This window comes from Pantoea graminicola, assembly GCF_048452665.1.
In the GTDB taxonomy this organism is placed as follows: Bacteria; Pseudomonadota; Gammaproteobacteria; order Enterobacterales; family Enterobacteriaceae; genus Pantoea.
Genome location: NZ_JBLWSJ010000002.1, coordinates 429,204 through 442,992 on the forward strand (window position 1 = coordinate 429,204; position 13,789 = coordinate 442,992).

A 13,789-nucleotide genomic window follows, 5' to 3' on the forward strand; every position below is an offset into this window, starting at 1 on the left:
CCCTCACATACCTTAGTATGCTCCGGTCGCTGTGCGCTGGCGATGATGAAACGGGCTGCGTCGATAACGCTCATTACTCAGGTTATTTTGACATTCTTCATTGGGGTGAGCGAACTCACCCCGCTCATCAATCTTTAAATCACCAGCAGCAGAGCCAGCACCAGCACGGCACCGACGCTCATTGACGCCACGTACCAGCGCAGGTAGCCGTTTTCACTGACGACGAGGCCTTTGTTAGCTACACGTGACAGCAGTGCAGGCAGGTTCATCACGCCATTCAGTGGGTCGCGCTTCAGCAGCCACGCAATGCCCAGATAAGGTTTGACGAACACTTTGTCGTAGAGCCAGTCGAAGCCCCAGGCCGCAAACCACCAGGTGCCGAAGAAACGGCCCGGTGCGCTGTTTGCGATACGGGTAACCAGTTCACGTTTGCCCAGCCACAGCGCAGCCGCGATCAGAATGCCGACGATTGCGACAACGCCAGAGGTGATTTCCAGTCCCACTTTGCCCGCTTCACCAGATTCATTGGCTGGCAGAACGCCCGCCAGCGGTGGCGTGATCAGCGCACCAATGAAGGTGGAGAGCAGCAGCAGCACGATCAGCGGCAGGTGATGAGTAATACCCTTGCCGGCGTGCGCGTGGATTTTCTCTTCACCGTGGAACACGATAAAGATCATGCGGAAGGTGTAGATGGAGGTGAGGAACGCCCCGACCAGACCCGCCACCATCAGATTGATGTGACCGTTAGCCAGTGCGCCAAACAGAATCTCATCTTTACTGTAGAAGCCCGCCGTCACCAGCGGCAGTGCCGCCAGCGCCGCACCACCGACCAGGAAGCAGGTGTAGACCAGCGGAATGCTCTTGCGCAGGCCACCCATTTTGAAAATGTTCTGCTCGTGATGGCAGGCCAGAATGACGGAGCCCGACGAGAGGAACAGCAGCGCTTTGAAGAAAGCGTGCGTCATCAGATGGAAAATCGCCGCATCCCATGCCTGAACACCCAGCGCCAGGAACATGTAGCCAATCTGACTCATGGTGGAGTACGCAAGAACGCGTTTGATGTCGGTCTGCACCAGCGCCGCAAAACCTGCCAGCACCAGCGTAATCGCGCCGACAATGCCCACCAGATGCAGCACTTCCGGCGTCAGCAGGAACAGACCGTGGCTGCGGGCGATCAGATAAACCCCCGCCGTCACCATGGTCGCGGCGTGGATCAGAGCCGAAACCGGGGTCGGACCGGCCATCGCATCCGCCAGCCAGGTCTGTAACGGCAGCTGCGCCGATTTACCGACCGCGCCACCCAGCAGCATCAGCGTTGCCCACTGCAGCATATGGTTGTCAGCAGCGAAATGTGCCGGTGCCAGTTCCATCATCTCACGGAAGTTCAGCGTGCCCAGCTCGTTGTAGAGGATGAACAGGCCGAAAGCCAGGAAGACGTCGCCGACGCGGGTGATGATGAACGCTTTCATCGCCGCTTTGCCATTTTCCGGGTTGCTGTAGTAGAAGCCGATCAGCAGATAGGAGCAGAGCCCTACCCCTTCCCAGCCCAGATACATCAGCATCAGGTTATCGGCCAGCACCAGAACCACCATGCTGGCGATAAACAGGTTGGTATAGGCGAAGAAGCGGGAATAGCCCTCCTCTCCACGCATGTACCAGGAGGCGAACATATGAATGAAGAAGCCGACGCCGGTCACGACCGACAGCATGGTCAGCGACAGGCCATCCAGCGTCAGGTTAACTTTCATGTCAAAGTTGCCGACATGCATCCAGGTCCAGAGTGACTGGGTGTAAGCCTGCTGACCGTTAGCGAAGAAGTCGAAACCGATCATCGCCGTAGTCAGGGCCGCCAGACCCACCGATCCCATACCTACCGTGGCCGACAGGTTCTCAGACCAGCGACCGCGCGAAAACGCTAACAGCAGAAAGCCGATTAGCGGAAACAAGACAGTTAAATAGAGAAGATTCATCCGCGCATCTCGCTCACAGTATCAATGTTCAGCGTCTGACGACGACGATAGAGCTGAAGCAGCAGTGCCAGACCGATACTGGCTTCCGCTGCCGCCAGGCTGATCGCCAGGATATACATCACCTGTCCATCGGCCTGACCCCAGTAGCTTCCGGCAACCACCAGAGCTAAAGCGGCGGCGTTGATCATGATTTCAAGGCCGATCAGCATAAACAGCAGATTGCGGCGTATCACCAGTGATGTCAGTCCGAGGACAAACAGCACGGCGGCAAGAATCAATCCATGTTGTAACGGGATCATGCGCTCTCCTTTTTCACCTGGGCGGCGTCAGCAGGACGGTTGCTCAGAACTTCACCCTGACGCTCTTCACGACCAATGTGGAACGCCACGACCAGCCCCGCCAGCAGCAGCATGGAAGCCAGCTCAACGGCCAGGACATAAGGACCAAACAGGCTGATGCCGACCGCTTTCGCGTCGATGACGGTGCCATCGATGCCCTGATCATTTGCCGTCAGAATGGCATAGACCATCACCACCAGCAGCAGCATCGAAGCCAGACCCGGTCCAATCCACAGTGACGGGCTGAGCCATTCACGCTCCTGCTTCTCAGTCTGTTTGCCCAGGTTCAGCATCATGACCACGAAGACGAACAGCACCATAATGGCCCCGGCGTAAACGATGATCTCCAGCGCACCGGCAAAGTAGGCACCCATTGAGAAGAAGACACCGGCGATCGATAACAGCGACACGATCAGGTACAGCAACGCATGTACCGGATTAGTATGGGTAATGACGCGCAACGTCGTCAGCACCGCTACCAGTCCGCAAAGATAAAACGCAAATTCCATGCCTTGCTCCTTAAGGTAATAAGCCTTTGACGTCGACAGGCTTCGCTTCGTTTTCCGCGTCGCCCTTATCTTTGCCGTCAATCGCCATACCCGCCATGCGGTAGAAGTTGTACTCCGGATATTTACCCGGTCCCGAAATCAGCAGATCGTCCTTTTCGTACACCAGATCCTGACGCTTGAACTCACCCAGTTCGAAATCGGGGGTCAGCTGAATCGCCGTGGTCGGACAGGCCTCTTCACACATGCCGCAGAAGATGCAGCGTGAGAAGTTGATGCGGAAAAACTCCGGATACCAGCGGCCATCTTTGGTTTCTGCTTTTTGCAGCGAAATACAGCCGACCGGACAGGCCACCGCACAGAGGTTACAGGCGACGCAACGCTCGGCGCCATCCGGGTCGCGGGTTAACACGATACGACCACGGTAACGTGGCGGCAGATAAACCGGCTCTTCCGGGTACATCTGAGTTTCACGTTTGGCGAAGGCGTGCAGGCCGATCAGCCAGATACTGCGAACTGTCGTGCCAAAGCCTACGACAATATCTTTCAAAGTCATTTGTTAACCCCTTACGACGCTGTGTAGAGAATCACTGCGGCCGTAGCCAGCAGGTTCAGCAGCGTCAACGGCAGACACACTTTCCAGCCGAATGACAGCACCTGATCGTAACGTGGACGCGGAAGCGCAGCACGGATCAGGATGAACATCATCATAAAGAACGCCGTTTTCAGGGCGAACCAGATGAACGGCGGCAGGAATGGGCCGTGCCAGCCACCAAAGAACAGCGTCACGATCAAGGCTGATACGGTGGTAATAGCCACATATTCGCCGACAAAGAACAGGCCGAACTTCATACCGGCATATTCGATGTGATAACCATCTGCCAGCTCCTGTTCCGCTTCCGGCTGGTCAAACGGGTGACGGTGACACACCGCCACGCCCGCAATACAGAAGGTCACGAAACCAAAGAACTGCGGGATGATGTTCCACAGATGCGTCTGGCTGTTAACGATGTCGTTCATATTGAACGAGCCCGCCTGTGCGACGACGCCCATCAGCGACAGCCCCAGGAACACTTCATAGCTCAGGGTCTGCGCCGAGGCGCGCATAGCACCCAGCAGCGAGTATTTGTTGTTACTCGACCAGCCAGCAAACAGCACGGCATACACGGCCAGGCCCGCCATCATCAGGAAGAAGAGCAGACCGATGTTCAGGTCTGTCACCATCCAGGTCGGCGACACCGGCACGATAGCAAAGGCCAGCAGCAGTGAAACGAAGGCGATAACCGGCGCCAGGGTAAAGATAAAGCGATCGGTAAACGGCGGGACCCAGTCCTCTTTAAAGAACATCTTGATCATGTCCGCGACCAGCTGCAGCGAGCCGCCCCAGCCTACGCGGTTAGGTCCGTAACGGTTCTGGAACAGGCCGAGCAGACGACGCTCGGCGAAGCTCATGAACGCGCCGCAGGCCACGACCACCAGCAGAATGACGATGGCTTTAACAATGGCCAGCAGAATGTCGATAACGTCCGGTGTTAACCAGCTCATTGCGCCGCCTCCTGCAGAGTCTCAATTTTACCGTTCGCCAGGAATGGCGGAACGCCCGGCATGCCCAGCGGCAGGCCAATCTGTCCCGCCTGCAGTGACGCCGAGAGACGAACCGGCAGACGCACGGTTTCACCGGCACAGCTGAACTCTGCCGCTGCGCCCTGGTTCAGGCCCAGTTTCGCTGCATCTTCCGGGTTAATCACCAGCGCAGGCTCGGCCATACGCTGCTGGAAGACCGGTGAACGCTGTGACATCTCTTCGCTGCCGAACAGGCGATGAAGCGGTGCTACGCGCCACTGCGCATCACGACTGAAGGCAGCCGGAACGGTGGTGAACCACGGCAGCTGAGCGCTGCTGGCGTCAAACAGGCGCACGCCCGGATCGCCGTGACTCAGTTTGCCGCCCACTTCGGCCTGGAACTTGTTCCACGCCTGCGGTGAGTTCCAGCCTGGCGCCCAGGCAAACGGAATCTGCGAACGCGGCGCCGAAGGCTGGTTGTTCCCTTCCATAGAGAAGGCGAACATCGTGTCCTGATCCTGCGGCTGGCGCGGTTCATGCACGCTGATATTGGCGCGTGCCGCTGTGCGTCCGCTGTTACGAATAGGCGAGCGCGACAGTTTCTGACCGCGAATACGGAAGCTGGCATCCGGTGCCGCTTCTTTAATGCCAGCCAGCTGCGGCAGACGGGCCACCACGGCATCGATCACATGATCGAGCTGCGTCCAGTCCACATGACGGCTTTCCAGGGTGCTGTGCAGCGAATGCAGCCAGCGCCAGCTCTCCAGCATCACCACGCTGTTGTCGTAGTACGCCGGATCGTAAACCTGGAAGAAACGCTGAGCGCGACCTTCATGGTTGATCGAGGTGCCATCGCTCTCCGCGAAGCTGGCGGTCGACAGCACCAGACCGGCTTTTTCCAGCGTTGCAGTGCGCTGATGGTCAACCACGATAACGTTGGTGGTCTGGGCAAGGGCGGCGTCCACCTGCGCTTTTGGCGCATGGCGATAGAGATCGTTTTCCAGCACGACCAGCGCATCCGCTTCACCGCTGCTCAGCTGCTCCAGCGCATGCTCCAGCGGATTACCGCCGATCATGCCCAGGCCCATGCTGTTAGCGTGATCGGCCAGCAGGGTAATGCCGACATCCGCGCCGCGCGCTTTCAGGGCTCTGGCCACGTTCGCTGCGGCTTCAATTACCGCCGTGCTGCCCGCGTGGGTGCCGGAGATAATTAACGGTTTTTTCGCTCCGGCCAGCGCCTGAACGACCACATCCATTTTTCCGCTGAGCGCGCTGTCGAAATCGGCAACCGCAGGCGCGGATTCATCCAGCGCGCTGGCGATCGCGAAGCCGAGACGCGCCTGATCTTCAACCGGCGCGCGATAGCTCCACGCGGCGATATCATCCAGACGGGTTTCATCGACGTGCGTGACAAACAGCGGATGCTTCGCGTTCTGACCGATGTTCAGGATCGCAGCGATCTGCCAGTCAGCCACTTTCTGCGCCGCCGCCATGTCGCGGGCTTTGCCTTTCACCGCCTGACGCACCGACAGGGCGACGCGGGCGCCGACCTGCGTCAGATCTTCACCCAGCACCAGCACCGCATCGTAACTTTCAATTTCGCGCAGCGATGGCGTATAGATCCCACCTTCTCGCAGCACTTTCAGCATCAGTTCCAGACGTGCCTGCTCATCGGCGGGCATCCCGGTCGAGAAGTTTTCTGCACCGACCAGCTCACGCAGCGCGAAGTTGCTTTCGATGCTGGCGCGCGGCGAGCCGATACCAATCACTTTTTTCGCCTGACGCAGCAGATCGGCACCGGCGTTGACCGCCTGTTCGGCGTTCAGCGTGACCCAGTCGTTGCCACGCAGCAGCATCGGCTGACGCGGACGATCTTTACGGTTCACGTAGCCATAGCCGAAGCGGCCACGGTCGCAGAGGAAGTAGTGGTTGACGCTGCCGTTGTAGCGGTTTTCGATACGGCGCAGTTCGCCATAGCGCTCACCCGGGCTGGTGTTACAGCCGACGCTGCACTGCTGACAGATGCTCGGCGCAAACTGCATGTCCCATTTACGGTTATAGCGTTCGGAGTGGGTCTTGTCGGTGAAGACGCCGGTCGGGCAGATCTCCACCAGGTTGCCGGAGAATTCGCTCTCCAGCGTGCCATCTTCCGGGCGGCCGAAGTAGACGTTGTCGTGCGCACCGTAGACACCCAGATCCTTGCCGTCGGCATAATCTTTGTAGTAACGCACGCAGCGGTAGCAGGCGATACAGCGGTTCATCTCATGGGAGATAAACGGACCGAGATCCTGATTACGGTGGGTACGTTTGGTGAAGCGATAGCGGCGGAAACTGTGGCCGGTCATCACTGTCATATCCTGCAGGTGACAGTTACCGCCCTCTTCGCACACCGGGCAGTCGTGTGGGTGGTTGGTCATCAGCCACTCCACCACGCTTTCGCGGAACTCTTTCGCTTCGCCATCATCGATGGAGATGAATGTGCCGTCAGAGGCCGGCGTCATGCAGGACATGACGAGACGACCACGGGTATCTTCGGCATTCTGGAATTGCTTTACCGCACACTGGCGGCAGGCCCCAACGCTTCCCAGCGCCGGATGCCAGCAAAAGTAAGGAATATCAAGGCCCAGAGAAAGACATGCCTGTAGCAGGTTGTCCGCTCCGTTCACATCATACTCTTTACCGTCTACATGAATTGTAGCCATAGTGACATGCTTCCGTAAGGCTCGTCAGAGACGAGCGTTAATCATATTCTTGCCCCGACACACGACATTGTCGGGGCGGCGGCACCAGGCCTGTTCCGTGTTCTGCGGCGGATTACCAGCGTGCTTTCAGCAGGTTAGGCTGAATACCGCCAATTGCGCGGGTATTACCAAACACCTGCGGTGCCATGCCGGCTTCAAACTCTTCACGGAAATATTTGATGGCACTCTGCAGTGGCTCAACCGCACCCGGCGCATGCGCACAGAAGGTTTTACCCGGGCCAAGCTGACGGCAGAGTTGCAGCAGCGTTTCGATATCACCAGGCTGACCCTGCTTCTGCTCCAGCGCACGCAGAATTTTTACGCTCCACGGCAGACCATCACGGCAAGGCGTACACCAGCCGCACGATTCGCGCGCAAAGAACTCTTCCAGATTGCGCACCAGCGAGACCATGTTGATTTCGTGATCCACCGCCATCGCCAGCGCGGTACCCAGACGGCTTCCGGCTTTACCGATGCTGGCGAACTCCATTGGCAGATCCAGATGCTGATCGGTCAGGAAGTCCGTACCGGCGCCACCGGGCTGCCAGGCTTTAAACTTCAGTCCGTCGCGCATGCCACCGGCATAATCTTCAAGAATTTCACGCGCGGTGATACCAAATGGCAGCTCCCAGACGCCGGGATTTTTCACCCGTCCGGAGAAGCCCATCATCTTGGTGCCGGCATCTTCGCTTTTCGAGATGCCTTTGTACCACTCCACGCCGTTAGCCAGAATTGCCGGGACATTGGAGAGGGTTTCGACGTTGTTGACGCAGGTCGGTTTACCCCACGCGCCCGCACTCGCCGGGAATGGCGGTTTGGAACGCGGGTTAGCACGACGGCCTTCCAGCGAGTTAATCAGCGCCGTCTCTTCACCGCAGATATAACGGCCCGCACCGGTGTGGACGATCAGCTCAAAGTCGAAACCGGTTCCGAGAATATTTTTCCCCAGATAGCCCGCCTCAGTCGCTTCGGCAATCGCACGACGCAGATGCACCGCAGCTTCGATATATTCGCCGCGCAGGAAGATGTAGCCGCGATACGCTTTCAGGGCAAAGGCGCTGATCAGCATGCCTTCCACCAGCTGGTGCGGCATCTGTTCCATCAGCAGACGGTCTTTATAGGTGCCCGGCTCCATCTCATCGGCGTTACACAGCAGGTAACGGATGTTCATCGACTCATCTTTCGGCATCAGGCTCCACTTCAGTCCGGTAGAGAAGCCTGCACCGCCGCGCCCTTTCAGGCCGGAATCTTTAACGGCTGCGACAATTTCATCCTGTGACATGGTCTTCAGCGCTTTATCCGCACCGGCGTAGCCGTTTTTGCTGCGGTATTCGTCAAACCAGACTGGTTGTTTGTCATCACGCATCCGCCAGGTCAGCGGATGGGTTTCAGCAGTACGAATGATCGTTTTCATTGTCATTGATACTGCTCCAGCAAAGTCGGGATGCCTTCCGGCGTCAGATGAACATGTGTATCTTCATCCACCATCATCGTTGGCCCCTTGTCACAGTTGCCCAGACAGCAGGTTGGCAGCAGCGTAAAGCGGCCATCGGCCGTCGTCTGGCCTGGTTTAATGTTCAGCTGCTGCTCCAGCGCAGCCTGAATGCCCTGATAACCCGTGATATGACAGACCACGCTGTCACAGTAACGAATCACATGACGGCCAACCGGCTGACGGAAGATCTGGCTGTAAAATGTCGCCACGCCTTCCACGTCACTGGCCGGAATGCCCAGCACCTCAGCAATCGCGTTGATAGCGCCATCCGGCACCCAGCCGCGCTGCTTCTGCACGATCTTCAGCGCTTCGATTGAGGCTGCACGCGCATCTTCATAGTGGTGTTTTTCGTGCTCGATGGCGTGATGTTCTTCCGCGCTCAGCACGAAGACCTCGTTAGGGTCGATCGTTTTAATGGCAATGTGTTGATCGTGCATAATTAGCGGTCCACGTCTGACATAACAAAATCGATACTACCCAGATAGACAATCAGGTCGGATACCAGGCTGCCGCGGATTACCGAAGGAATCTGCTGCAGATGCGGGAAGCTTGGCGTACGCACGCGGGTGCGGTAGCTCATGGTGCTGCCGTCGCTGGTCAGGTAGTAGCTGTTGATCCCTTTGGTCGCCTCAATCATCTGGAAGGATTCATTGGCGGGCATGACCGGTCCCCACGAAACCTGCAGGAAGTGCGTGATCAGGGTTTCGATGTGCTGCAGCGTGCGCTCTTTCGGCGGCGGCGTGGTCAGCGGGTGGTCCGCCTTGAACGGCCCTTCTGGCATATTGTTGAGGCACTGCTCAAGAATACGCAGCGACTGCCACATCTCTTCCATCTTCAGCTGAACACGGCTGTAGGCATCGCTGACGCCCGATCCGACCGGGATTTCAAAATCGAAGTTTTCGTAGCCTGAATAAGGACGCCATTTACGCACGTCGAAGTCCAGACCGGTGGCGCGCAGACCGGCACCGGTGGTCCCCCACGCCAGCGCCTCTTCCATATTGTAAGCGGCGACGCCTTTAGAACGGCCAATCAGCACCGAGTTACGCAGTGCGGCCTTGTCATACTCTTTCAGGCGCTTCGGCATCCAGTCCAGGAAGTCACGCAGCAGACGTTCCCAGCCGCGCGGCAGGTCGTGCGCCACGCCACCGATACGGAACCAGGCCGGGTGCATACGGAAACCGGTAATGGCTTCGACCACGTCGTAGATTTTCTGACGATCGGTAAAGGCAAAGAACACCGGCGTCATGGCGCCGACGTCCTGAATAAAGGTGGAGATATAGAGCAGATGACTGTTGATGCGGAACAGCTCAGAGAGCATCACGCGGATCACGTTAACGCGATCGGGCACCACGATACCGGCCAGCTTTTCCACCGCCAGAACGTAAGGCATCTCGTTGACGCAGCCACCGAGGTATTCGATACGGTCGGTGTAAGGAATGTAGCTGTGCCAGGACTGGCGCTCGCCCATCTTCTCGGCACCACGATGGTGATAACCGATGTCGGGAACGCAGTCGACGATCTCTTCACCATCCAGCTGCAGAATGATGCGGAACGCACCGTGCGCAGACGGGTGGTTAGGCCCGAGGTTCAGGAACATGAAGTCTTCGTTGGTGGTACTGCGCTTCATGCCCCAGTCTTCGGGCTTGAAGGTCAGCGCCTCCATCTCTAAATCTTCTTTCTGTTTGGTGAGCGTAAAGGGATCAAATTCGGTCGCGCGCGCCGGGTAATCTTTGCGCAGCGGATGCCCTTCCCAGGTCGGCGGCATCATGATGCGCGTCAGGTGCGGGTGACCGTCAAAAGTAATCCCGAACATCTCCCAGGTTTCACGCTCATACCAGTTGGCATTCGGGAACAGGCGGGTAATGGTGGGCAGGTGCATGTCATTTTCAGACAGCGCCACCTTGAGCATGATGTCGCGATTGCGTTCAATCGACAGCAGGTGATAGAAAACGGAAAAATCCGCTGCAGGCAGGCCTGCGCGGTGGGTACGTAAACGCTCATCGACGCCATGCAGGTCATACAGCATGACGTAAGGCTTGGGTAATTTACGCAGGAATTCGGTGATTTCCAGTATCTGTTCACGCTTTACCCACACCACCGGAATACCGGTACGGGTTGGCTGAACGGTAAAGGCATCCGGCCCAAAACGGTTACGCAACTCGCCGATCACCGGGTCATCGAGGTGATCACGGGTTTGCCATGATGGCTGAGCGAGATCTTGCGTGGTCAAATCTGTCATACGTTACTCACCATTCCGGCCTGGTCTCAGGCACTCAAATGAAGGCGTCAGGATGGGGCCATGCATTAAATTGTGATGTTCTGCTGCAGGCGCGATTGTCCATCCATACGGTGTTAAACTTCGTCCGGGCTGCGCAGGTTTGTGACTGCGATGCGCTCGCCGCGTTTTCTTTCACGCTCCGACTGCATATTGGCGCGATAAACGCCCTGATCGCCCACTACCCATGAGAGCGGACGGCGCTCTTTGCCGATCGACTCCTGCAGCAGCAGCAGCGCCTGCATGTACGCTTCTGGACGTGGCGGGCAGCCTGGAATATAAACATCAACCGGAAGGAATTTATCGACGCCCTGCACAACCGAATAGATGTCATACATGCCGCCGGAGTTCGCACAGGCGCCCATGGAGATGACCCATTTCGGTTCCAGCATCTGATCGTAGAGGCGCTGAATCACTGGTGCCATTTTGGTGAAAGGGGTGCCGGCGATGACCATAAAGTCAGCCTGACGTGGCGAGGCACGCATAACTTCTGCACCGAAACGGGCGACGTCGTGAACCGCGGTGAACGAGGTCGTCATTTCCACGTAACAACAGGACAGGCCGAAGTTATAAGGCCAGAGTGAGTTTTTACGTCCCCAGTTCACCATGTCATGCAGGGCATTTTCGAGTTTGCCCATGTAAACGCTGCGGTGAACGTGCTGCTCCAGCGGATCACTGACGATTTCCTGCTTTTGCAGAGGGTAACGGTCGTTCTCACCACCGTTCGGGTCTATGCGGGTGAGCGTATAGTCCATCTTATTGCCTCTCTTTTACTGCTTATGAGGATTGGTGTGACTGACCGTAGTCGTTTTCACCACTACGCGACGGCGAGCTGGCGCCCAGTCCAGTGCGCCGATGCGTACCAGATAGACCAGACCCGCCAGGAGCACCAAAATGAAAATTGCGGCTTCCACAAAGCCGACCCATCCGCTTTCACGGATCGAGGTCGCCCATGCGTACAAAAAGAGGGCTTCGACGTCGAAGATGACGAAAAACATCGCAACCAGATAAAATTTTGCCGACAGGCGGATATGGGTATCACCAACGGATTCGATGCCCGATTCGAATGGCGTATCTTTGTAGCGTGCGCGTGCTCTGCCGCCAAGCAGCCATCCTCCGGTCAGCATGAAAGCACACAGGCCAAAGGCAATAACGATAAAGACGATAAACGCCCAGTGCTGAGCGATGATTTCGGTGGTAGTTGACATACTCATTGCTTACTCATCAAAAGTGGCGCTGGCATCCTGCACGCGTTTCCCGCAGCAAACTGACCACATCGATTCAAGGGAAGGGTAAAAACCTTTTAAATGTTGCTGTTATTATTTAATAAACAGCAATTTTATGGGGTTTTTTACTCCTTTCTATAACCTTTTGTCAACTTTGACAAAAGTATCCAAACATTATTTCACACCTGCATCATATTATTAACAAATGATGCCCCGCTTTCCAGCTAAATCGCTTCAGTCTGTAGGGTTAATTTTAGTGTAGCGGGTATTCACATGCATGGATCGTGCATTTAACAAACATATTTTGACAGGTATCACTCTGTTTTCCTTCCCCTTACCAGGGGTATTTTCTTGATCCAGAACACACTTTTGCCCTTTTTGCGTGAAAATTCTCCACTTCAAATGGCGATACGAAACGGCGCGTTCATTTTTTCGGCTGATAAATTTCAGTTCAGGCTTGAGTGGAATTTACAGACAGGATAAAGGCAGGAGGGTTAACTGAAAAAAGGTAAAAAGAGGGAATCAGGCATAAAAAAGCCTCTCGTTCTCTTCAGGGAACGAGAGGCTTATTTATAAGCGTTTATTAAGACAGCCCAGCGGACATTGAGGAGAACACGTTAACGATATTACTCTTCGTCATCCAGCAGCAGCGCACCGTCCGGGTTGTTGCTCAGGTTATAAGGATCGTTGGTGGACTGCATGGCATTAAAGATAGCCAGCGCCAGCTCATTGTCGCTGTCAGGATTGCGGCACAGCAGATACTGCGTATCCGGCAGTACCGGCAGACCTTCGGCCGCCCCCATCACACGCAGTTCCGGGCTCATCATCTCTACCGGACGTGCGGTGACGCCCAGGCCTGCTTTCACCGCGGCACGAACAGCAGCCAGGGTCGAAGCCACATAGGAGATACGCCACGGAATGCCCGCCTCATTGAGGTGGTCGATCGCCATGTCACGGTAAGGGCTTGGCTCATCCAGCAGCACCAGCGGAATGGCTTCGCCGCGCTGGAAGATATAGTCTGCGGCGCAGTACCACAATGTGGGTGAAGTACGCAGTACCTGATAGGTAAAGTTGCCCGGGCTGGAGGTGGTCACAACCAGGTCCACTTCACCCTGATTCAGCATCTCCATCATAAATGGATTACGTTTGACCCGCACATCGATTGCCAGCTTCGGATAAACCGAGGTCACCCGGTTCAGCAGGAACGGCAGAATCGTGTCTGAGGTATCATCAGAGGCACCGATGGTCAGGACACCCTGAATATTGCTGTACATCAGAGAGGTACAGGCTTCATCGTTGAAACGAAGGATTTTTCTGGCATAGCCTAAAAGCTGGATCCCGTGCTCTGTCAGCAACTTATTACGTCCATGTCTGGCAAACAGCTCTTTACCTACCAATTGTTCCAGACGCTGCATCTGCTGACTGACTGCTGACTGGGTTCTGCAGACCGCTGCAGCGGCAGCTGCAAAGGTATTCAAATCCGCAACGGCAACGAAAGTTCTCAGCAGATCGAGGTCGAGATTCAGTATCGGACGATTTGCATTAGTCATGTTTTTTCTTCACTTATAAGATTTTTACGAACTACTACCCTGGTGTTATTACAGGCTTATCAAAGTGATAAGCAGTAATGGTGCTCAATGACAGTCCTGTGTGAAGACTGGCACAAAGAAATTTT

Annotated in this window: 12 protein-coding genes; all 12 read right to left on the reverse strand. The window is 56.2% G+C overall.

What is annotated here, in order from left to right:
- Positions 1–134 precede the first annotated feature (134 nt).
- Positions 135–1,970: an NADH-quinone oxidoreductase subunit L gene (gene nuoL / locus ACNY69_RS05945; protein WP_111140106.1), complete on the reverse strand. Its 1,836-nt coding sequence runs from the start codon at positions 1,968–1,970 to the stop codon at positions 135–137.
- Entirely contained in the window at positions 1,967–2,269 is a 303-nt protein-coding gene (nuoK, locus tag ACNY69_RS05950) for an NADH-quinone oxidoreductase subunit NuoK (protein ID WP_003854236.1), read from the reverse strand. The genes nuoL and nuoK overlap by 4 nt, the downstream gene beginning before the upstream one ends.
- Positions 2,266–2,817 carry an NADH-quinone oxidoreductase subunit J gene (gene nuoJ / locus ACNY69_RS05955; RefSeq protein ID WP_111140107.1) on the reverse strand — a complete coding sequence of 184 codons (552 nt, stop codon included), beginning with the start codon at positions 2,815–2,817 and terminating at the stop codon, positions 2,266–2,268. Before nuoJ ends, nuoK begins: the two co-directional genes overlap by 4 nt.
- A gap of 10 nt (positions 2,818–2,827) precedes the next feature.
- Positions 2,828–3,370: an NADH-quinone oxidoreductase subunit NuoI gene (gene nuoI, locus ACNY69_RS05960; protein ID WP_111140108.1), complete on the reverse strand. Its 543-nt coding sequence runs from the start codon at positions 3,368–3,370 to the stop codon at positions 2,828–2,830.
- An 11-nt stretch (positions 3,371–3,381) separates the two neighbouring features.
- Positions 3,382–4,359, reverse strand: coding sequence for an NADH-quinone oxidoreductase subunit NuoH (gene nuoH / locus ACNY69_RS05965; RefSeq protein ID WP_009089020.1), 978 nt, complete (start codon positions 4,357–4,359; stop codon positions 3,382–3,384).
- Positions 4,356–7,079: an NADH-quinone oxidoreductase subunit NuoG gene (nuoG, locus tag ACNY69_RS05970; RefSeq protein ID WP_418797578.1), complete on the reverse strand. Its 2,724-nt coding sequence runs from the start codon at positions 7,077–7,079 to the stop codon at positions 4,356–4,358. The genes nuoH and nuoG overlap by 4 nt, the downstream gene beginning before the upstream one ends.
- A 112-nt stretch (positions 7,080–7,191) precedes the next feature.
- Positions 7,192–8,532 carry an NADH-quinone oxidoreductase subunit NuoF gene (gene nuoF, locus ACNY69_RS05975; RefSeq protein WP_208721853.1) on the reverse strand — a complete coding sequence of 447 codons (1,341 nt, stop codon included), beginning with the start codon at positions 8,530–8,532 and terminating at the stop codon, positions 7,192–7,194.
- 2 nt (positions 8,533–8,534) lie between these two features.
- Positions 8,535–9,050 (reverse strand): NADH-quinone oxidoreductase subunit NuoE, encoded by a 516-nt coding sequence (gene nuoE, locus ACNY69_RS05980; protein WP_111140112.1) that lies wholly within the window; start codon positions 9,048–9,050, stop codon positions 8,535–8,537.
- A 2-nt stretch (positions 9,051–9,052) separates the two neighbouring features.
- Entirely contained in the window at positions 9,053–10,852 is a 1,800-nt protein-coding gene (nuoC, locus tag ACNY69_RS05985; protein WP_293771992.1) for an NADH-quinone oxidoreductase subunit C/D, read from the reverse strand.
- Between the two features lie 113 nt (positions 10,853–10,965).
- Complete coding sequence (locus tag ACNY69_RS05990) at positions 10,966–11,643, reverse strand: NuoB/complex I 20 kDa subunit family protein (protein ID WP_009089012.1); 678 nt, start codon at positions 11,641–11,643, stop codon at positions 10,966–10,968.
- A gap of 15 nt (positions 11,644–11,658) precedes the next feature.
- The gene (locus ACNY69_RS05995) at positions 11,659–12,102 is read right to left on the reverse strand and encodes an NADH-quinone oxidoreductase subunit A (RefSeq protein WP_003854246.1); all 444 of its coding nucleotides are present in this window, start codon (positions 12,100–12,102) and stop codon (positions 11,659–11,661) included.
- 638 nt (positions 12,103–12,740) lie between these two features.
- Positions 12,741–13,664, reverse strand: a complete 924-nt coding sequence (gene lrhA / locus ACNY69_RS06000; RefSeq protein ID WP_003854247.1) for a transcriptional regulator LrhA — start codon at positions 13,662–13,664, stop codon at positions 12,741–12,743.
- Positions 13,665–13,789 lie beyond the last annotated feature (125 nt).